Genomic DNA, 22665 nt, shown 5'->3' on the forward strand with positions numbered 1-22665 from the left:
AAAATTTAATAAGGGTTTATTTCAATTGATACAGGTCCGGTTAACCCTGAGGTATGAAGTGGGCTATCGGCATTGTATGGATTGATATAAGTCCAGGTTTTACGCTGATCTTCTGGCAATTTCAAATCACCTATCAGCCTATTTACCCAGGTATTAACCACTTTTATTTCCAGTTTATTTTCTCCTCCCATTACTGCCTCAGTAATATCTACCTTATAAGGAGCAGTCCATACGCCGCCAACATCTTTACCATTAACTTTTACTTTTGCCAATGCGGTAACCGAGCCAAGGTTTAAATAAATACGCTGTCCGGCTTCAGGCTTTTTTATTTCAAATGAAGTGTTATAAAAGGCGCTTCCAGAATAATGAGCTATTCTTTTATCAGGATGTTTTGACCAGTCTACCAGAGTTTTAAACACCACAGGTTCTTCAGGCCCTCTCCCTTCTTTATCAAACTTAACAGTCCATGGATCGTTTAGTTTAACAACATTAATTGGTGAAGGAAAATTAACTCTTTTCTCCGCTGAGGAATTGGTAGGATGATTCTTTTTGAAGATCACAAAAGCACTTTCAAATGCATCCAGCTTTAAAGGAACAGATGTTGTAGTTGAAGTTGAGCTATACTCCGGAAGATCACGCATTTTTCCCGTAATGGCGTTCCATAACTCTGGAGCCTTTCCGCTAATACGAAAAGCAGGATTAATGCTTATTGGCTTATCACTTTGATTAGATACAAAATAGATATCACCATCATTGGTTTTTCTGTGGATAAATAGAGCCAGGTCATTGTCAACGGTTTTAAAATCAGGAATTACACCTATTTTATCTAATGCTTGTTGCAAATCCAGTCCGGTCATTACCAAACCCTTGCCAAATTCATTTGTTTTAACGTTTTCGCCATCAATTTTACCCCAGATTTCACCCGCAAGTTTCTTCACCTTTTCATCTGCTGTCGCATAGTTTTCTAAACTAGGAGAGTGCTTTGGTTTTGGGCCCAAAATCACTCCACCCGCTTTTACTAAACTTGCTATTTTCTCTAGCAATTCCGGTCTCATAGATTCAAGTGCCGGTAATACCAGTACACGATAAGACATTCCATCAGGAAGCACAAATTTGCCATCCTTAACAGATAAACGATTAATTATTACTTCGGCATTTATATAATCAAAGGAATAACCTGCAGGAAGTTTAGGATCTTGTACTCCTGTCATTTTTGGAGCATCCTCGCCAATAAAATAAGCTACATCGGCAACATATTTGCCTTGTTGCAGCATAAAATTACAACGTTTAAGATATTGGATAAACATATCCATATCGTAATACCAGGTATTAAAACGATTAAACTCATTACCAAACCAGGCATTAACGCCCGGTTTTCTATCTTCATAGGCCTGTTGAATATAAACGTGCAACAATGTATTATTGATACCTTCAGTAAAGAACCGATCGCCACGTTGTTTCATCATTGCAGGATACCTGCCAAAAGTATTTCCCGCAGCAGTAAACGACTCTGCAGAAACTTTTGTTTTACCATAAATATGTGCTGCCGAAGAAGCTGCCCTGTTTTCTATGTTACCAAGTTCTCCTTCACTCCAGAACTCCCCTGCAACCTCATCAGACTGCCCTCCGTACTGAAGAAACTCTCCAGGGAAACCCCAATGTCCGTAATTTTCTAGCCATATATTTAAACCATGCTTATGACTTATATCACGTAATCCACCTACATATTCATAAGCAACATTATCAGCTACAAAACGTCTCAAATCCCATAAGAAACGGTCTGATTTATCCTGACTTCCTACCACATGACCATACATAACAGGCATTAATGGCATTGGGTCATAGCCATAACGTTTTTTAAACTTTCCGATAAAATCATCCGTCCAGTTTTGTCCACCCATCTCATAACTATCCTGAACTGCAACTTTCCATGTTTTACGATCTTCAGCAGGTATACGTCGTTGAATTTCGCCCATAAATGCATCAAAGTGTTTTAATACATGCTCATGGTTCATTTTATCGATCTCTAATCCTGTTCCTTCCGGAGATGCCGGACCATTTTGAACACCTGTTGGTAACATCCCTGTACGCATAACGATCCATTCGCCCTCTGGCACATCCCATGTAAGCGTTCCATCAGCCGACAAATTTGAACTGATATCTTTAATTGAGCCTTCATCTACAAGCAATTCTTTATCTGCTACTTCTTTTTGCTGAGCCCATTGGTATTCATGCCAATATGGAAGCGGCGTTGGGTGCATTTTAGCTAATGTTTTCTCTACAAAGCGTTCAACTTTAGGCACTGATGATATTTCTACTTCAGCAATAGCTGCGTCATTTGATGGATTAGTAATTGTTAAGCGGAAAGCCTTTGAGGTTATTGCATCAAATGAAATAATAACAGGGGCAAACTGCGCAAAACCTACATTAAGCGCATTGTTGCTACGATCTACTCTGAACTGTTTTACTTCACGATAAGTACCATTATCCAATGCTTCTATCTTTACATCCATACTCATGTTCTTTTTTGATGGATGGATAGTTAAACTTCTGGCAGTATAATTTTCTTTAGCAGTGATGTTAATCACAACAGGTTTACCACTAGGTAATGCAGCCTCTGTCTGCTTATTTTTATCAACGATATTTCCTATATTTTGAATGGCAGGTTCTGAAGTAATAACAGGTTTTAAATCTGCAATGCTACTTCCATATCCTTTAGGTGCTTTGAAAGCCAGTAATTTAACATCTTGAAAACTTCCTTCAGGTCTGTCGAGTTTTTGAGAAATCTTTGCAGGCCCTTTAAATACAGTTTCTGAAGATGCCAGATAGCGCATTGCCTGTTCAGGTTTAACCCATGGGCCACCTGACTGGCTCCAACCCGGACTGTTAAACATCCCTATTTCAATACCTAGTTCAGAGGCTGTTTTTAGGGCCGTATGGGTAATATCCCACCATTCATCAGAAAACAATTTCACTTTTCCATAAGGCACCTCTCCGGTTAAACCTATATTCCCAATAAAAGCACGATTTATTCCTACCGCTTTCATTGCCTTTAAATCATTTATTACCCCTTGTTTAGAGATATTGTCAGAAATCCAATACCAATAAACACTGGTTTGTATGGTATCTGGAGGAACGACAAAGCCACTCTCAACTTTAGTAAAAGCAATTTCTTTATTTGTACTTGAACAAGCGGCAATAATTAAAATTAATACCGGCAGGACAAAGCGGGCAAGATGTACCCATACAGGTCCGTGAAAAGATCTGATGTTTAAATTCATAAATGGTTTCATTTGGTTGTGTTAATAGTTCTCCGGAGAAAACTATTAGTTAATGTACCAATACTATTAATTATTTTGCTGATCAGCAACCTGTACTATACTGCCTTCATTGTAACTTTTAAGATGCCTTAATCTAACCAACTTGGGTTCTGCCAATTCTGTCCTGTAAGATTAATCATCTTATCTACCTCAGCCTGATCTATTGGATACAATAAATATTTAGTGGACCAAGCGTTCCTATCCGCAAATTTGAAACGGCTATAAGTAAGATTTGAACCCGTTTTGGTTATTCTCATTCCTGTGACTATTTTATCCGTTTGATCCAGAATTTTCCATCTCCGAACATCAAAAAAACGATGCTCTTCAAACGCAAGTTCAACACGTCGTTCATTACGATATTTTTTCTCAAATGCCTCTTTAGACATCCCAGAAGGAAAAGCAGGCATGCCAGCCCTTGCACGAACAATACTTACAGCCTCACGCGCACTCATCGTAAGTCCACCTGAAGACACAGAAACATCTGGCCCAGCAGATTGATATGCAGATTCTGCAAAGTTCAAATAAAGTTCTGCCAAGCGAAATAATCTAATAGAACCATCAGCATCATTATTAATTCCAGACCTGTAGTTATTGAATTTACGAAGATAATACCCTGTACGAGTATGTTTTCTATCCGTTTCTGAAATACCTTCAGCACCTCCTACAAATGTTTCAACTTTCTTTCCATTAGGATCGTTTAGATTCCTTACCGCTCCGTTGTAATAAATAGAGGCATAAAACCTTGGATCACGACCATTGTATGGATTATTTGGATCATAACCCGATACTCCATTTATAACGGGTACAAGTTTATTTGCATCCGAATAATTTGTTATTGGAGCTTCGCCATTTGCCATTTCATAACTATCAACTAGGTCCTGACTTGGACATGGGCCGGTTCTTTCTAATCCAGGAGTGGTTGGCATACCAGCCCATTTCCATACCTGCATTTTGTTGCCTGCATGAAAAATTGTTTCCTTATCAACTGAGCGCTGATCATTAGAACTTATTAGGTTATAATAAGCATAAGCATTTTGGGCAATATCAGATGCAGGTGCCTGATTAAATAGTTTGTAATCATTTGCAACACATTGAGCTAGCGCCTCCGCATTGATAGCTGTCGCATCTGCCCAATTGTACGTGCCATCCGACCATAGGGGACTTGCAGCATAGGTTACAGATTCCGATTTAATAGCATAAGCTATAGCTCTAGTCATAATTCCATATTGATTTTCATAAATTTCCCAGGGAAATCCATCTCGCGTTGCCGGATAGGATAGTGCTTTATCACAATCTGCTTGAATAAGTTTCACTACCTCCGAAAAGGTGGATTTTTTGTCTTTGGAAAAATCATGATTAATATCTAAAGGCTTATCAAAGATTGTCACACCTCCATAACGTTTAATCAGTTGCAGATAATAAAGTGCACGTAATGTATGTGCCTGCGCTGTCCATGCTCCCTTTTCCGCATCGGTTGCAAATACAGGCGCTGTTTTAATATTCTCTATAAACACATTACACTTACGGATCCCTTCATACAGTTTAGCCCATGGACTTCCATCCGCGGAATATTGCGGATATGAGGTAGATGTAATCGCTCCATTATACCAAATTGCGTACTTGGATTCTGAAGTATTATCGTCTGCATCCTGTGCTTCATCAGTAAATGAAGCTCTATCCATATAGGGTGCCGGGGTAAACCCATAGCATGAATTAAGATAACCTCTTGTTCTATTATAGTCGCTAAATACCTGCTCCATTGATATGCGGCCGTCAGTTGGTAAATCTAACTGCTTGTTACACGAAAAAAGCATTCCTGCGGCAACTATGATTATAAATTTTCTATACGTTCTCATTGTAGTAATTAGTTAAAAAACAACATTTACACCTATGTTAAATACTCGGTAAACAGGGAAAGAGGAGTAACCTCCACCCTCTGGACCAAAGTCCTTTGATTTCATTTTATCCCATGTAATCAAATTTTGTCCGCTGAGTAAAAACTTAACCTTTTCAGCAGAGATTGCTTTAGACAGAGATGTTGGCAATGTGTAGGCTAGTTCCACATTTTTTAACCGTATGTATGACCTGTTATATTTATAATAATCGTTGACTTCATGACTTACAGATTTAACGGAAGAAAGTGCTGGTGAAGTAATTAATTGCCCGTTATTATAACGATCCTGAGTCCATGCATTTTTATGTAAAGCACCATATACGCCGTCAAAATCCGTTTCCCACACGCCCTGACCACCAATGACAGAAGAATATTGTCCAACACCCTGAAATAAGAAGCTAAGATCAAATGACTTAAAGGTCACTCCCCCAGATATCCCATAAGTAAACCTTGGCAAACTTCCTGTACCTATTGGAGCCTTATCCGCTTCATTTAAAAGGCCGTCACCATTTAAATCTTGATACTTGAGATCTCCTAAACGAGGGTTTCCAATTTTGTACTCAAGCTTATTATCATTAAGTTCTTCCTGGGTATTGAAGAACCCATTGCCATTACTATAATCTACCAGGTAACCAAATGTTTGTCCATAGGAATATCCCTCCTGTTGTTTTCTATAAGAATAGTCAGTATTTCTAAGTGGTTCATTAACATTAATAACTTTGTTTTTTGAATAGCCGACTAAACCGCCTAGAGAAATTTTCAAATTAGAGTTGATCGATTTACTATAATTGGCTGTTAACTCATAGCCTTTGTTTTCAAAAATACCTGTGTTTGTTTTTGGATAATTACCTAATGGAATCCCTTGATAGAGAGGAATAGATGACAAAGCACTAACAACCATATTGTCCATTCGTTCTTTAAATATATCAACTGAAAAAGAAAACGAATTAAACAATCCTAAGTCAAAGCCGTAATTCTGTTTAGTAGAAATTTCAGCTTGTATATAAGGATTACCTACTTGGTTTTCATTGACTACATACTGAAGCGAACCAATTGGCCCTCCACCATTAACGGTTACATTATCAAGATATGCAAAACGGTTTAACCCACTTTGATCATTGGCTGTTTTGCCATATGATGCTCTTAATTTAAGATTACTTAACCAGTCGACGTCTTTCAGAAAAATTTCATTTGAAGCTTCCCAGGCTGCAGAAATTGCAGGAGTATAAGTAAAGCGACTACCACGAGCATATTGTTCAGAACCTGAATACCCAATATCAAATTTAACATGATATCTATTGTCGTAATTATAAGTTGCCTCTACACCAGAACTCACCCTATTATATGGAAGTAAGCCAGGAGAACCAGTATCAGCCTTAGTTAGGTTTTGAAAAAACATATAGGCCATTCCACCAACATGATGTTTTCCAAAATCACGATTGTAATTTAAAGCTCCATTATAAGTAAGGTGGTAATAGTAAGAGTGCCCTTTAGTATATTTCAACGGGGTATTGTTCTGATCACCCTTTTTCGTAAATATCAGCTCATCAAGATTATCTGTCCTCTTGTAACGTTCATAGTCTTGAAGTGTATTTAAACTCCCAACGGCATTAGTCTGATAAGCTATTATGCCCGTAAGGTTTAGACCCTTAGTTAGGAACCCCATGTCCAGATCCAGCCCAAATTGGGAGGTAATATTGGTAACTGTATGTCTAACATAGCCAGAGCGATTTAACATTCCGTAAGTTGGCGAACCTACAGTCTCGGTAGTAATTACCTGATCATTTGGAGTTAGCGGACCATAAACTGTTGGCGGTATTTGAAACAGAGAACCATAGATTGTTGAGTTTCCTGCCCCAGCTGTCCGCTCTCTTTTAACATTACCACTTAGGCGTACAAACGCCTTGAGATATCGATTTAGATTCATATCAACATTACTGCGATAATTAACCCAAACGTTATTAGCATTAGGATTATACTTTGTTTGTTCTGTCATAAACTGACCTCCCTGATGCATGAAATTGATATTGGAGTAAAACTGCACCTTATCATTCCCTCCTGTTACATTAACTCCGGCCCGTTGCATCGAGGCGAAGTCTTTAAAATATCTATCATACCAATTGTTGCTTGGATAAAGATCATTACCTCCTAAACGATAATTCTCAATTTGTTGATCGGTAAATAATTTATCTTTCCCACTGTTTACCAAGGCTTGATTTCTTAATGTAGCATACTCAGCTGCATTATAAAATGTTGGTCTGGTAGTAACTTCTTGGATAGATTGATCAAAACTTGTTTTAATTTTTACATTCCCCTTCACCCCCCTCTTGGTGGTAATTACAATTAATCCGTTAGCTCCCTGAATTCCATAAAGTGCTTGCGTGGAAGCATCTTTTAGAACCGTAACGCTTTCGATTTCATTTGCACTTATATACTCCAATGTCTGATTGCTGTTATATGCACAAATAATTCCATCAATGATTACCAATGGGCCATTACCTCTGGCAGCAGAGAGACCTCGTACATAAAGATTGGTGGTTGCTCTGGATAACTCCGAATATGTTTCCTGAGTAATTAAACCGGCAAAACGGCCAGCAAAACTTTGGGTTAAATTCGCTACCGGGGATTTTTCAAGTTCCTCTCCGGTAACAGTTGATACTGCTCCAGAAATTTCACGACGAAGTTGAGTCGTATATCCCAATTGAACAATTTCATCTTTTGCATGTGCATCTGGTTTTAATAGTACATCAATCTGAGGTTTTCCATTTACTTCGACCTTTTGAGTAGCATATCCGTTATAATAAAACGTTAAGACACCACTCTCGTTAATAGTAAGCACATATTCGCCTTCTGCATTTGTTGAAGTACCCGACTGCCCATCCTGAGAGTTGATTAATACCCCCGCCAGTGGCTTTCCAAACTCATCCTTTACTACTCCTTTAACAGAAGCTGATACTTCCTGTGCGCAAACATTTGCTCCAAAGGAAAGCAGGAGCACAAATGCTAGCGACAATGTTATTTTGATCATTAATTTATGTATCATCTGATTTATCATTGAGGTCTAATTAAAACTGTTACTACCAACCATTACTCTGCCATTGCACACCTGTAATGGCCTGCAAACGATTTGCCTCATCAAGAGGTATAGGTATCCAGAGAAATTTATTAGTATAATTTTTACGCTCAGTACTACGTACTGTTCTTCGGTTATAGATAAAAGTCCCATCTGGTTTCCTGGTTATTTCCATCGCTGTAACCCATTTATCAGTTTTAGAAAGATCACCCGTAGGCAATGTCCATCTTCGAACGTCAAAATACCTGTTCTCTTCCATTGCCAGTTCTACTCTGCGCTCATTTCTAACACGTAAGATTAATTGGTCTTTGGGTAAACCTGCCGGTATTGCAGGCATACCTGCTCTTGATCTTATTTCATTTACAGCGATGGTGGCTTCGTCAAGCTTACCAGCTTCCGCCGCAGCCTCAGCAAAATTTAGAATTACCTCCCCCAGGCGAAACAACTTCCAGTTTGCACCAGCAATGTTATTATCAGTACCGGCATTGGGGTGTAAAAATTTGCGCTCGAAATAACCGGTTCGGGTTGCTTTTCTGGTTGAGGCATGGATTCCAGTTTGAGGCTCATCTACATAAGTTGCGATAATCCTTGCCCTTTTACCCATCAGTGCCGGGTAATTTTCAAAAGACTCAGGCGACTCGGAGAAATTCCAATTGGCGTATCTTTTTGAACCATTATAATAAATAGAAGCATAGAAACGAGGATCTCTATTTGCGTAAGGATTATTAGGATCATAGAGTTTATTCTCAGAATTATAATTTGGCTGTACATGTTTTTCATCCAGATAAGGATTTGCCAAATTTAAGACAGGCTTACCATCAATGGTTTCATAGGCGTCTACCAATTCTTGTGAAGGACATGTCCCTGATTTATATCCATCCTGAGCTCCGATTCCATCAATATTCCAGACATTACCCTGTCCATCTCTACTCTGGTACAGCGTCTCTTTATCGACAGGATCTCCTGAATAGGCCATCGTTTGCGTAAAGTACTCATTATAGATTGCTGTATGCACGTTTTTATCCGGTCCCAGATAAGCATCATTAGAAAGATAAGTTTGAGGAAAATTAACTTTATTATACAATTCAAAACCTTTAGCCCTTAAGTTGGCAAGTGATGTTTTATTGACATCATAAGCCTCCTGCCAATAATCATTGCCCTCATTATAAAGTGGACTGGCTGCAAACAAAATCATCTTTGATTTGATAGCTTCGGCCATGGCCTTATTAACACGCCCACCCTCATTGCCTGTTGTGATTCTCCATTCTAATTCATTAGAAGCCAAAGCAGCATCACAATCTTCTATGATGAATTTAACTACATCATAATACTTTTCTCTTTTTACTTTAGAAAAATCACCTGCAAAATCATAGGGTTCACGTTCTATAGGAAGTGAAGGGCCAAACCACTTGAGCAATTCAGAATAATAATATGCTCTTAACAAATGTGCCTCTGCTTTCCATCTGCTTTTATCTTTATCAGTGCTTGCCGTTACCGCATCAATGCGACTTAAAAAAATAGTACAATTACGTATTGCACTCCAATATCTTGGCCAATATTTACCGTTTCCTTCAGCATCCCAATTTGTCTCAACAGGGTGGTCTGCTGCTGAAGCCCCCCCATTATACATTCGACCAGCCATAATCCATGATTCTGCCTCAGCATCTGTATCCCATGCTTCATCACTCCATACAACCGGCCCCCTGGACCAGAAAAAATATTTTGTGCCCTTTGAAGGCATATTTGAGTAACAACTATTTAAAAATGCCTTTACTTTTTCATTATCAGCAAAGATCTCATCCATGGTGATTTTACCATCAGGCGCCATATCCAATGCTTTCTTGCAAGAGCCAAGAGAAAGTATGGAAAGTGCTATTAATAAAACTATATATTTCGTTTTCATAACTTCTTTTTTTAGGGATTAGAAAGTAATATTTACACCAAAATTTGCCATTTTGGTTACCGGATATCCGATAGGATCATTATTTTCCGGATCCAAATGGCCCATTTTTAAGTGATCCCAAGTGTAAAGGTTTTGTCCGCTAACATATACTCTCAATCGTTGAATCCCCAAAAACTTCAATGCATTTTGTGGTAGTGTATATGCTAATTCTATATTCCTTAGCCTAATAAAAGAACGGTCCATGATAAAAAAATCATTAGCTGTATGGTTGGTATTTTCAGAAGTACTAAGTGCAGGATAAGTAATTTTCTCTCCATTGGCATATCTTTCCGGAGTCCATGCATCTTTATGGTAATCGAAATATGTACCTAGTTTTGTAGTTTCCCAAACTCCCTGATTTGAATAATTGCTTGAGTATTTACTTACACCCTGAAAGAATGTTGAAAAATCAAATCCTTTATAAGTGACACCTAAAGTAAAACCAAAAGCAACTCTTGGTATATTACTATAACCAATAGCAACCTGATCCTTATCATTAACAATACCATCCCCATTAACATCCACATATTTAAAATCTCCTACACGAGGAGTTCCAAAACCATAAGAAGTATTGGCAAGATATTTATCAAGTTCATCTTTGGAATTAAAATAGCCATTACCATTACTATAATCTATTTTATACCCTAATGCCTGACCCAAAGAAAGGCCTGTTGATTTATACCTTGAGGCATAAGATTCATCACGAATCTGCTCATCCAAAAACTTCACGGTATTGTGATTATAGCCAAAATTCCCTTTAAGCATTAAAGAAAGATCTTTTGCCAAAAATTTGTTATAAGTAATTTCTATTTCATATCCCTTATTATCAACCAATCCCATATTTACCTTAGGAATATTACTTACTGGAAGTCCCTGAAATTCCGGGACCGTATTGCGTGAAATCAGAATATCACTTCTTTTCTCAATAAAGTAATCGAATGTTGCACTTAAGTCTTTAAACAACTGCAAATCAACCCCGTAATTCTGCTTTTTAGCGAGCTCCCATGTTAAATTCGGATTTCCCAGAAGTTTTTGTTCTATTCCACCACCTAAACTACTTAGAGGGCCACCCCCCATCGTAATATCGCTTTGATAAAGGAAACGAGCACTTCCCATTCTATCATTACCAACATGGCCATAAGAAGCACGCAATTTCAAATTGGTGATTATTTTATTCTCCTTTAAAAAACTTTCATTACTTACTACCCATCCTACAGATGCTGCAGGAAAAAAGCCGAAGCGTTTACTAGGGGCAAACTGTTCAGAGCCATTATAACCCATATTTATCTCAGCCAGGTAACGGTTGTCATAACCATAGGTAGCGCGTGCTGCAATGCCTAGAACATTAAATGGAATTTCCCCTGCAGTCGTTTCCCAATAATCACGTTGACCAAGCACCATTCCTCCTACATTATGCTTCTCTCCAAAGGTACGATTGTAGTTAACAGAGGTCTGTATATTAATATTGTAGCGAGAGTCTGCTCCTTTCCCTAATGCTAACAAATCTTCATTGGGGCGTTTAATGGCATAACTTAATTGATCCGTTTGAGGATTGATCTCGGCAAGATAAAGACGTTCTGATTTTTTTGCCTGGGTAGCTGTTGTAGATTTGGAATCGTAGGAGATCATTCCCTTAACGCTAAGCCCTGGGATAAGTGCTTTACTCAGATCCCAATCTAATCCAAAAGTAGAATTAAGATTAGAACGCACTTCATTTCTGTATCCAAACCTGTTCATAATCTCAAAGGCAGAGCGGTCTAAATATCCAGGATCAACAATTTGACCTGGCGCAACTCCGAATCCTGCAATTGTTGTTGGGCCAGGAGTAATTGGAAGAATAGTTTGAGCCTGGTACAACAAATCTCTCATCATCCAGTTTGTATCTCCTCCATCGTATAACCATGCAGAAGGCATATTAACCTGCTCAATGTAACTTCCAATATTTAAAAATGATTTAAGTGAATTTGTGACCTTATAATCAAGGTTGGCTCTAAAATTGAATCTGTCCATTTTTGAAGAAGGATCATACCCTAATAAAGATTTAGGTTCTGTCTTTAAATTTCCTCCTTGATGAAGATAAGCAGCGTTTACAAAATAAGAAGCCCTTTCTGTACCTCCGGTAGCACTGGTATTGATTCTTGTCTGAGGAGCATAACGTGATATAAATTCCCGGTAATAATCATGATCAGGATACATATAATTTCTTACAATAGCTTTTTGTGCATAATCCGGATCATTAGGATTAAGGCCTGCCAATGGATTAAGATATTTATCCATGGTTTCCTGACTAAATGGTAGTGGCGATATCTTATCGTTTTTAGAAGCTTCATTCCTTAGCTTCATATAATCTATTGAGTGTAACCGTTCAGGCTCCCTAGTAAAAGATGAATAACTCTGATCCAAATTAACAGATAGCTCGGGTTTTCCTTCTGTACCACGCTTTGTTGTGATCAAAATAACACCATTTGCTCCACGAACACCAAAAACTGCTGTCGCTGATGCATCTTTCAAAACTGAAACAGAAGCTACCTCACTGGCATCAATAGTTCTGATATTGTCACGAGGGACCCCATCAATGAGAATAAGAGGGCTTTTACTATTAGTTGTTGCAGCACCACGCAGATACATAGTTGCATCATCACGACCGGGTTGGCCACCACCAGACTGAATAGAAGTTAAGCCTGATAATTTACCCGCCAAGGCATTGGCAAGACTTGCAGATGAACTTTGCTTAAGTTCTTTAGAAGAAACAGAAGAAACTGCCCCGGTAACGGATATTTTTTTCTGTTGACCATATCCTACCACTACAACTTCGTCCAATTTCTGATCAGAATTTACCAGAGTTACATTAATTGTTGGTTTTCCATTTACGGCGATTTTCTTCTGAACATATCCTATAAAAGCAAAAATTAGTACAGCGTTTGATGGCGCTTTAATAGAATAGGTCCCTTTTCCATCAGTTTGGGCACCCACTTTGGATCCCTGAACCATAACTGTAACCCCAGGTAACGGGCCAAGATCCAGAGAATCCAATACCTTTCCGGATACAGTTATCTGTTCCTGAGAGAAAGCATTAAGTGAACTACATATTGCCAGTAACAGCAGCGGAGTCCAATAGAGCTTTAAGAGTAGTCTTTTTTTTCTCATAATGAGCATTTTAGAAATGTTTGAGTTAGGTTAATTCTGACTAGGTTTCAGATGTATTTTATTTACTTTGGGTTTCTTTATATGGATAATTGAATCTTCCCGATGGGGCAACATCTCCATTAATCAGAAAGTCAATGATATCTCCATCAGTCTGCATATTATCAGACCATTTAAATTCAAAATTCAATTTGTTTTTTAAAGCCAGAAATGCCCTTGGAATACGAATTTCTAGCTGGTTCCCTACAAACTTATAATCCACCTCTTCTACCTGTTTCCAATTCCATCCTCTTACAGATTTTTCTAAAAATGCTTTTCGACCGGGCGTTTTTCTATTCACAATAAAATCATATCCCTCCCACCCTGTTTTTTTATCCTTATCTATATCTATAAACAAGCGCATCCATGCCGGATCTGTAGGATCAGTTAGTTTATTTGCTGTTTCCACATAGAAATAAACATACCTATTGTCTCTTGCTACTTTTGTTTTTACGATGTCGTTTCTCCCGGTTGTATTCGTATAATGAGTGCCTGCAAACCCATCAGCATCACGATGTATTGTATTGCCTTTATGAGCTATAAATTCTGGCTTAACATTTATCCATTCATCAAATTTGCCATCAATACCGATGGTTTTGGCCGCAGACGGTTTTTCTGGAGCAGGCATGCCTTTAAAGCGACGGATGTTGGCAATTAACTGGTAGTAATAATTATCCTGATGTCCACCTTTCATAGGTTCTATATCTCTGCTATGTTCAGTATCGAACTGATCAGGAAAAGCATTTGGTTGATCCTGCCACTTTTCATACCTACCCGCGATCCATTCGTTCCAGCCTGTAACAAATACCAATTCTACATTCTGTTTAAGCGCACGATCCCATTGCTCCTGGAAATTCAGACCGTACTGATGTGCATCTGTACTTGTGTCCTGTCCATTTTTATCAGTATAACTCCTGCCAAATGCACCTTTAGCATTCATCGGATTTAAGCCATTTTTTTTAGTCCAATTTTGTGAAGTGCCAACAGTCATTTGTTCAAAACTTCCATCATTGTTTTTCACGAAACCATGTTGAGGATATATCTCCAGCCATCCCCAATGATCTTTACGTTCAGGACCTTTATTGTAAACCGGCTGACCAGGACGGAAGGTAAAAAAGTCCTTAATCTCTGGATCAATATTATCCGGGTACGCCATAATTAAGGGCTTTCCTTTCCATTGAAACCACAGATCTTTATAAAGCCCAGGCTTGTACAAATCATTATAAACCTGATCAATAGCACTTTTGGTATCTTTCGAAGCACCAAAGCCCATCATAAAAGCTATTTGTGGGGTACGGATGCCATTTTTTCTTGCTTCTGAAAACACTTCACAAAGAGCCATGTAAGCAGGCTTCCATACAAGATCTCCATTGGTACAATCGAACATAATCATATCAACACCCGCATCTGCCAGCATTTCTGCATGTTTCCAAAGCACCCATTTATCCATATTGATGTAATAACCAAATAGGGGCTCGTTCCAGAAATTCATAATATTTTGAGGCCATTCGGGATGCTTAAAATCATAAAGCGCATCAGGATGCTTTTGCAAAAAGGCGGTAGTATTATTAGGTTTTAGCTTAGCCTGTGCATAATGCCATGTCCAATAGAACATGCCGACAAACTTGTCACTTTTCTCTTTACCTACTTCACTAAATGTTGGCAATTTTCTGCCCAATGCATCTGTCGCAGGCAGTGCCGCGGTATAATTGGTTAGTGATTTCTGCGGAAAAACATTTGTTACAGCAGCACACAGCACCAATAAAAGACCAGCACAGGATCTGATATTAAAGCTCATAATAAATCTATATTTGGTTAGGCACAATTGTTTTCGGAGAGAAAACAATTAGTTGCTGATCAATACTATTAATAGTTTCATCGAACAGCAACCTGCACTATACTGAATGGCATCCTGCACTCACAGGTTCTTAAAGATTAAATTATAGCCAAAAACACGTGCTAAATCCTATTAGGAAGAAAATAAAATTTAAAAAAAAGAAATACATTTTTTTTTAAATTGATTATCTCTCAAGTACTTCTATTCTTTTATTGGTACCCATACCTGCATTTCAGACTTACCTCTATTTGCCCAGGAATAGTATGGTACAGCAGTGACCAATTCATTTTTTGCACCTTCTACTTTTACCAAGACGATACCACCCAATAGGTCTTTTTGGAAAGACGAGCTGAAAATAGGATTTTTAGGAAGTGAGAGATCTTGCATTTTATTTAAGTTATCAGGTTGCTCGATGCAATAAACCAAAGGCCCTCTTTGAAGTGCGACTTTATTATTATTTTCTTTTATGCTATCAATTGCAGCAATTTGACGAACCTCCATTGGTAGATTTAGTTTTACAACATCTCCCTTTTTCCATTTATTAATAATAACAGCATATCCATCTTTAACAGTGTATTTAGCAGGTTTTCCATTTAAAGTTAAATTGATATTCTTACTCAATTTATCAGCATAATGATAAGTAGAACCAGGAACAGGCTGATTATTTGCCCAGCCCGGAATGCGAATTTGCAGAGGAAAACTTATTTGCACCGATGGATCTATAGAGACATTCACCAGACCATCCCATGGGTAATTGGTTTCCTGTTTAATTTTAACACTACCTTTCTTTAAAGGTATAGTGGTGTTACTACCTACAAAAAGATTAACCAGAATTGAGTTATTAGAAGAAGCATAAATATAATTACCTAGCGATTCGACTAATCTCGCAATATTTGAAGGGCAACAAGCTGTTCCGAACCATTCACTGCGACCGTACCCTCCTTTTGATGCCAATGGATTACCGTAGAAAAATCTATCGCCGCTAAGTGACAATCCAGCCAAGGCTCCATTATATAAGCTTCTTTCCAACACATCTATGTATTTCGCGTCATTGGTTAATAAGTTCATACGTTCATTCCATAGAACCATACCAACAGATGCACAAGTCTCACAATACGCATTTTCATTTGGGAGATCATAATCCACTGAAAAACCCTCGTTACTGCCTGAAGAACCGATGCCACCAGTGATATACATGTTCCTATAAACTACGTCTTCCCATACTGTTTTCATAGATTTCATATACCCGAGATCATTTTTTGCGGCACCTACATCTGCTGCACCGGTATAAAGATACATGGCCCTTACAGCATGCCCTTCTATCTGTTTCTGATCTTTAACAGGTACATCATCCTGACAATATTTCTTTCCCATATGAGGATTAGTCCAAATGGCACCTCTACCGTGGTCATGTCCACGTTGCTGTAAAAACCAATCGGCCAGATCCAAATATTTTTCTTTACCTGTTGCTTTGTAGAGTTTTACTAGGGCAAGCTCTATTTCCTGATGTCCGGTTACCCAGTTACGATTCTTAAGTCTAAATGTGTTGTCTATATGATCGGCAAAACGGGTAGCTACATCAAGGAGTTTCTTTTTTCCCGTTGTATTATAGTATGCTACAGCAGCCTCCATTAAATGTCCGGCACAATAATCTTCGTGCTTTTCCATGTCAGTCCACCTTTGATTGAGCCCAGTAAGCGTATAGTAGGTATTTACATACCCATCAGGTAACTGCGCCGCAGCTATTTTGTTAATCCAATCGTCAGCTTTTGCTTCTAGCTTCGCGTCAGGATGGTTTTTTAGTGAATAAGCTATGGCCTCGAGAGCTTTGTAAACATCAGAGTCATCATAATAAATTCCCTCATGCTTTTCACCCTGCTTACGAGCTACCTTTTCAAAATTTCTGATTCGAGGTGTTTTAACCTCTGTCTGATCGATACATACGGGAATGGTTACCTCACTTACAGTTTTAATTTTAGGTGCCCAAAAATTATCAGTGATATTAACCTTTGAAAAATTAACGGATGAGATTTTAGAACTTGATTGCTGAGCGAAAGTCGGCTCAGACAATAAGCCCAGCAAAACACAAAAACCAAAACCACATTTCATTAAATTTCTCATATTACTTTGATTACAACAATTAATATCTTCTGCCTTTCGACAAATCGATTAAGTTAAATCTAGTGTTTTAAAAGAAAAGTTTAAGTAAAATGTTTATTATCTTAAAATAAGATAGCCATCTTCTGCCCGCTGTGGTGCCCGGTTTATATAAAACTGTCGGTCTAATGGAGCAGTTGTTCCCAAACCGTCAACATAACGATTGAACATACAAAATGCCGCTGCGATGAGCACAGTATCATGAATTTCTTTATCTGTGGCATTCTCTAATCTTGCAGTTGCAATTTGCTCTTCACTTACCATTTTACCACCTTTTTGTACACTTGCAGCAATAGCAAGCAGACTTTTCATCTTAGATGAAAGGTCTGCTGCATTAAAATCATTTTTAATGTTATCTATCTGATTGATGTCACAGTTTAAATAATGCCCCGCCAATGCCCCATGTACATTCTGACAAAAGAAACAATCATTTAGATAGGAAACATAAGTCCCTATCAATTCCCGTTCGCCGCGCGACAAAGTATTGTCATCATCTCTTAGCAGCATCTCTGCAAGTGCATTTAAAGGAGTAGCTGTTTCAGGTCGATACTCCATCAATCCCCTGATGCCGGGTAAGTCATTATTTAAATTAATATGTGCCATCTTACTTATGATTATTGTTGTACTGGTAAATTATATCCCTGAACCATTCTCTTTCCCATTTCCTTGTACGCTTCAGGATCTGTTGGCGTAGAGCTGGCCAAGCCATCCACATAACGATTAAACATACAAAACGCAGCTGCGATGAGCACAGTATCATGCAGTTCTTTATCAGTAGCACCTTCATCTTTGGCTAGTTCTATATCTTCAGAGCTTACCTCTTTACCAAGAATCTGTACTTTTCCTGCAATATTCAAAAGTGCTTTCATCTTGCTACTTATGCCAGCTGTCTCCATATCATTCAAAACATCATCTACAATTTTCTCATCATCATTGTACAAACATCTTGCTGCTGCTGCATGACTACTCATGCAAAAGAAACAATCATTTCGTTTTGAAACATATGCAGCAATCAATTCCCTTTCAGCTTGTGATAAGGGCGACTCTCCCCGCAGCAACACCTCGGCGAGATCATAAAGGTATTTTCCTGTTTCGGGTCTGAACATTACCAGAGATCTTATTCCTGGAACTCCCTCAGGTACGTTAATATGTGCCATTTCTTATAAGTTTTAAATTTCAAATTATCCTGCAGGAGACTCTAATGGAGCAACCCCTATTACTTCTTCTTTCTTCTCTTTTATAGATAACACAACGACAAACCCAACTACGAATACGGTTGAGAACATAAAAATTGCGTTACCATATCCGCCAAGTGATACTACAAGAACACCTATAAACAAAACCGCAGTTGCAGTAAACAACCTGCCGATATTAAAACAGAATCCTGTAGCTGTGGCCCTTATACCGGTATGGAACAATTGCGGAATATAGGAGGATAGAACACCCTGACTAGCCCCGAAGAATAAAGCCAGCACAGCGATTTCTATAAAAATTAGAGGAGAAAAAGTGATATTCAGTTTAAATAGCACAAAGGACATAATGGAGCAAACAGCAAAACACAGCATCATTGATTTTTTTAAACCAAGTAGATTGACCAAATAACCTGAGAAAAATCCTCCGACAAGTCCACCCATACCCATGCACATCATGCTCAGACCCCGTTCTTTTTGTCCGTCACCACTGATTAGACTTTGCACCCATGTAGGAAGCCATGAAAATATGGCCCATAATCCAATGAGCATAGTACCAAACATCAGGGAACCAACGATCAGCTCCCTACGGTTTTCGGCAGAATACCACAGGGATAGTTTCTGGGTTACCGCCTTTTGCTCCCGATGCTCCAGCCATTTATCCGACTCTTTAATCACAATAATCCCAATAAGTGCCAGAATAATAGGGATGGCTCCTACAAAAAAGGCTTCCCTCCAAGAGGAAACGACAAAATTGATGAGACCTGCTGAAAATATCCCTACAGGGAAAGCAATAGAAATAATCCCCGTAACTACGGCTTTACTTTTCTGAGGCCATACTTCACTAAGCAAGGTAAAGGAAACAACCAATACGCCCCCTACCCCAAACCCGCTCATGAACCTACATGCTACCAGACCGATCCATGTCGGCATGAGGCCTGTTAACAGTGTAAACATACCATAACAGGCGATAGCAGACAATAAAGCTTTTCTACGTCCGATCCTGTCGCTAATTAGTCCCCAGGTAAAACCACCAAAGGCCCAGCCAAAGATGAACAGTGCATTGACAAATCCGCTTATAGAATTTAGTTCTTCAGCACCCAGATCTCCCTGTAGGTCTTTAACTACTACCGGGAGGTACACTGACATGAGCGTTGAAACTGTTCCGCCGAATGCGCTACTCAAAAAACAGAGAATGAACAGTAAAGTCAGGTAGGTATTACTTAATTTTATTGCACTCATAATTTTTACTTTTAAGGATGAATACCAATTATTTTAAAGGGTTATCAAATACCAGTGATACATAATAAATTGCCCCAACTGCAGGTGAACCATATGATTGCGAAACGTATTTATTCAGGATATTACTACCTCCCAATTTAATTGTGGTGTTTACAGAAGGAATCTTTTTATTGATCTGGGCATCCACCATGGAATAGGCATTAATGCGTCCTGGTCTCACCCCGTTAAAAGTTCCATACCAGTCGAACGCACTCTGCCAGTGCCATGCAACATTAAACCCAAAATTACCTCCCAGATTTGCATTACCAAATGTTGCATTGGTACTGTACTTAGGTGTATTAAACTGGGCAATGTTATTAATGTTTGCACTTCCGAGGTTAAAATCGGACCAGGTTGCGTTACCTCCAAGAACATAGCCTCCGTTAAGCAGATAGGTCAGACCAAAACTTACACCTTGTGCTGAAACCTTATCCTGTGCATTGGTATACAATTGAAAGGCACTTACAGTGCGTGCTGCTACTTCCGCTGCTGCTGCTGGATTAATTTTACCATCGGCTCCCAGCACCGGACTTGTTGGCCTTAATACTACAGTATTGAGTATAAAATCTGTGTATGAGCTATAATAATAGTTTAAGTCTACCAGCAGTTTTTCGTTAATCAAACCTTTGTAGCCAACCTCAAATGCTTTTTGCTGCTCTGGTTTTATATAGGCAACATTAGACTTAACCAAAAGGTCTTTATTCTGGTTGATTGCAACTGGCGGAGGTGTTCCGCCGCCAATAGCTGCACCTACAGCAGGGCCGAATACATTTACTGAAGCTGCAGTGAACGAATTCTCATATACATTTAATCCGGCGCTGTTATTTGGAGCTCCTCCTAATATGGTAATAGGTCCAACATTGAGGTGAATAAACTGATCTACAGGGGTAGGGTTTCTAAAGCCTGTCTGATAAGAAGCTCTGAAATTATGAGATTTCGCAACGGTATATACCCCTGAAAAACGAGGAGTAAAATTGCCATCGAAATTTTCGTTCTTATCATATCTTACTGAGGCGGTTAACTTCAGCTTTTCATCGAAGAATTTTTTACCTATTTGTGTAAATGCTCCATATTCTTTGATCCCGATTTTATTTGTCTTATCATCGAACAAGCTTCCATTGGTAAACATTTTATAATTACGGAAGCTGCCCCCGGCAAGTAGTTCGAATACCTTTATTGCACTGGAGAAATCATACTGACCATCAGTATGATAAAACTTACTGTTGCTGAAAACGCCGGCACCGCTTAAGCCATAATTATGAATAGAGGCATCCTTTGATTTGTCAAATGCTTCTGAACCTGGTAGGAATCTACCCTGATCAGCAAAAGTACGTGCGGCAGTATGACTATTGCCAGTAACACCCGCCTGTGTACCATTAAAGGCTGCTGCATACCTTGTGAACCAGGTATCATCAGCCACATTTGGCGCTACAACTTTTCCGCTAAGATCCTGTACCCAGTCTCTATTGATAAATTGAGCAAGGGAACGGGTATTGTAAGAATCGTGAGAATTTTCGGTTACCACATAGCTACGTAAAAAGAAATTGCTTCCTTTTAGTTCTGCACGGTGTGTCTGAAGTACAAAATTATTCAGATCAAAGCGGCTACTTCCAGTATAACTGGCGGTACCTACGCCATAATTGTATTGATAAATGGCTTCAAGACCGTTAGTGATACGATAATGCAAGGCACCGTTCAATTTCAAACTATACACATCATAATTCATCAGGTTCTTTTCCTCATAACCAGTACGGGATACGACTCCGATACCCGTTAAGTTTCTGGAAACCTCATCACCATAAATATTTAAAGCATCGCGCGCCGGATTGTTGGGGCCACGCTGATCTAACGGAGTGCTGGCACTGACATCAGTATAATCATTAGCATACCAATCGACGCCTTTTAAATAAGAAACATTGATTTTAAAGGCCAAACGGTCATTAAATGCGTGGGCAAACCTGAGTGCAACATCATTCATTTCTTTTGAGCCTGTTGCCGGATCATTAATGTGATTTATTCCGGTTTTTACCTGAAAAGACAGACCCTGATAAGCGAATGGATCTTTGGAATGGATGTACAACAGGCCATTAAAAGCAACCGGTCCGTAGAGTGCCGACGCTGCTCCGGGGATAACCTCTGCCGATTCAACATCGAGATCAGATGCACCGAACAGGTTACCTACTGCGAAATTAAGTCCAGGTGTCTGATTATCAACTCCGTCGACAAGCTGAAGGAAACGGGAGTTACCGGTGGTATTAAAGCCACGGGTGTTTACCTGCTTGTAAGTGATACTGCTAGTAACAGCCTCCATTCCTTTCATACTTTGAAGGCCATCATAAAAAGTATAAGATGGATTTTCCTTAATAGTTTTGAGTGACATTTTTTCAATGCTGACAGGTGACTGCAGGATATTTTGACTTACCCGGGAGGCGGCAGTTACCACCTCATTAAGCATAATAGTTTTGGCAGAAAGTAAAATACGGATATCCTGACTTTCTGAGGTAACCTGAATTTCCTGGGATTCATATCCGATAGCGGAAACAACGATCACAATTGGTAATTTACCTTTATAGTTTAAGGTGAAACTACCTTTTGCATTTGTTGTGGTGCCAGTGACTTTGTTTTTAATATTGACACTTGCATTGCTTAAGGCAAGATTGGTATCTGTGGCGGATACATCACCTCTTATTTTTACTTCCTGTCCGAATAAGTTAACAGCATAGAGCAATAATACTATTAGTAAGTTTCTCTTCATTTTGGTTTGGTTTATTTTGGTTTATTTTGGTTG

At 38.9% G+C, this 22665-nt stretch carries 11 protein-coding genes; all 11 read right to left on the reverse strand.

Features of this window, described 5'->3' with window-relative positions:
- Positions 1 to 5: 5 nt before the first annotated feature.
- Entirely contained in the window at positions 6 to 3293 is a 3288-nt protein-coding gene (locus J1905_RS04025) for a glycosyl hydrolase (protein ID WP_250317991.1), read from the reverse strand.
- 116 nt (positions 3294 to 3409) lie between these two features.
- Entirely contained in the window at positions 3410 to 5176 is a 1767-nt protein-coding gene (locus tag J1905_RS04030) for a RagB/SusD family nutrient uptake outer membrane protein (protein WP_214225964.1), read from the reverse strand.
- 12 nt (positions 5177 to 5188) lie between these two features.
- Positions 5189 to 8257 carry a SusC/RagA family TonB-linked outer membrane protein gene (locus J1905_RS04035; RefSeq protein ID WP_214225965.1) on the reverse strand — a complete coding sequence of 1023 codons (3069 nt, stop codon included), beginning with the start codon at positions 8255 to 8257 and terminating at the stop codon, positions 5189 to 5191.
- A gap of 34 nt (positions 8258 to 8291) precedes the next feature.
- Positions 8292 to 10190, reverse strand: a complete 1899-nt coding sequence (locus J1905_RS04040) for a RagB/SusD family nutrient uptake outer membrane protein (RefSeq protein WP_214225966.1) — start codon at positions 10188 to 10190, stop codon at positions 8292 to 8294.
- An 18-nt stretch (positions 10191 to 10208) separates the two neighbouring features.
- Positions 10209 to 13376, reverse strand: a complete 3168-nt coding sequence (locus J1905_RS04045) for a SusC/RagA family TonB-linked outer membrane protein (RefSeq protein WP_214225967.1) — start codon at positions 13374 to 13376, stop codon at positions 10209 to 10211.
- A 58-nt stretch (positions 13377 to 13434) separates the two neighbouring features.
- A complete protein-coding gene (locus J1905_RS04050) occupies positions 13435 to 15210 on the reverse strand; it encodes a hypothetical protein (protein WP_214225968.1) in 1776 nt (591 codons plus the stop codon).
- A 240-nt stretch (positions 15211 to 15450) separates the two neighbouring features.
- Positions 15451 to 17370 (reverse strand): glycoside hydrolase family 127 protein, encoded by a 1920-nt coding sequence (locus J1905_RS04055; protein WP_250317992.1) that lies wholly within the window; start codon positions 17368 to 17370, stop codon positions 15451 to 15453.
- A 96-nt stretch (positions 17371 to 17466) separates the two neighbouring features.
- Positions 17467 to 18009 (reverse strand): carboxymuconolactone decarboxylase family protein, encoded by a 543-nt coding sequence (locus tag J1905_RS04060; RefSeq protein ID WP_214225969.1) that lies wholly within the window; start codon positions 18007 to 18009, stop codon positions 17467 to 17469.
- An 11-nt stretch (positions 18010 to 18020) separates the two neighbouring features.
- Positions 18021 to 18563, reverse strand: a complete 543-nt coding sequence (locus tag J1905_RS04065) for a carboxymuconolactone decarboxylase family protein (protein WP_214225970.1) — start codon at positions 18561 to 18563, stop codon at positions 18021 to 18023.
- Positions 18564 to 18587: 24 nt separating this feature from the next.
- Positions 18588 to 19838 carry an MFS transporter gene (locus J1905_RS04070; RefSeq protein WP_214225971.1) on the reverse strand — a complete coding sequence of 417 codons (1251 nt, stop codon included), beginning with the start codon at positions 19836 to 19838 and terminating at the stop codon, positions 18588 to 18590.
- 28 nt (positions 19839 to 19866) lie between these two features.
- A complete protein-coding gene (locus J1905_RS04075) occupies positions 19867 to 22632 on the reverse strand; it encodes a TonB-dependent receptor (RefSeq protein ID WP_214225972.1) in 2766 nt (921 codons plus the stop codon).
- Between the last annotated feature and the right edge of the window lie 33 nt (positions 22633 to 22665).

Origin of the sequence: Pedobacter sp. B4-66 (genome assembly GCF_018492665.1) — a bacterium.
Lineage (GTDB): Bacteria > Bacteroidota > Bacteroidia > Sphingobacteriales > Sphingobacteriaceae > Pedobacter.

Bases quoted from the DNA above. Each gene is read 5' to 3' on its own strand.
- J1905_RS04025 (WP_250317991.1), bottom strand. From the start codon at position 3,293: ATGAAACCATTTATGAATTTAAACATCAGATCTTTTCACGGACCTGTA.
- J1905_RS04030 (WP_214225964.1), bottom strand. From the start codon at position 5,176: ATGAGAACGTATAGAAAATTTATAATCATAGTTGCCGCAGGAATGCTT.
- J1905_RS04035 (WP_214225965.1), bottom strand. From the start codon at position 8,257: ATGATACATAAATTAATGATCAAAATAACATTGTCGCTAGCATTTGTG.
- J1905_RS04040 (WP_214225966.1), bottom strand. From the start codon at position 10,190: ATGAAAACGAAATATATAGTTTTATTAATAGCACTTTCCATACTTTCT.
- J1905_RS04045 (WP_214225967.1), bottom strand. From the start codon at position 13,376: ATGAGAAAAAAAAGACTACTCTTAAAGCTCTATTGGACTCCGCTGCTG.
- J1905_RS04050 (WP_214225968.1), bottom strand. From the start codon at position 15,210: ATGAGCTTTAATATCAGATCCTGTGCTGGTCTTTTATTGGTGCTGTGT.
- J1905_RS04055 (WP_250317992.1), bottom strand. From the start codon at position 17,370: ATGAGAAATTTAATGAAATGTGGTTTTGGTTTTTGTGTTTTGCTGGGC.
- J1905_RS04060 (WP_214225969.1), bottom strand. From the start codon at position 18,009: ATGGCACATATTAATTTAAATAATGACTTACCCGGCATCAGGGGATTG.
- J1905_RS04065 (WP_214225970.1), bottom strand. From the start codon at position 18,563: ATGGCACATATTAACGTACCTGAGGGAGTTCCAGGAATAAGATCTCTG.
- J1905_RS04070 (WP_214225971.1), bottom strand. From the start codon at position 19,838: ATGAGTGCAATAAAATTAAGTAATACCTACCTGACTTTACTGTTCATT.
- J1905_RS04075 (WP_214225972.1), bottom strand. From the start codon at position 22,632: ATGAAGAGAAACTTACTAATAGTATTATTGCTCTATGCTGTTAACTTA.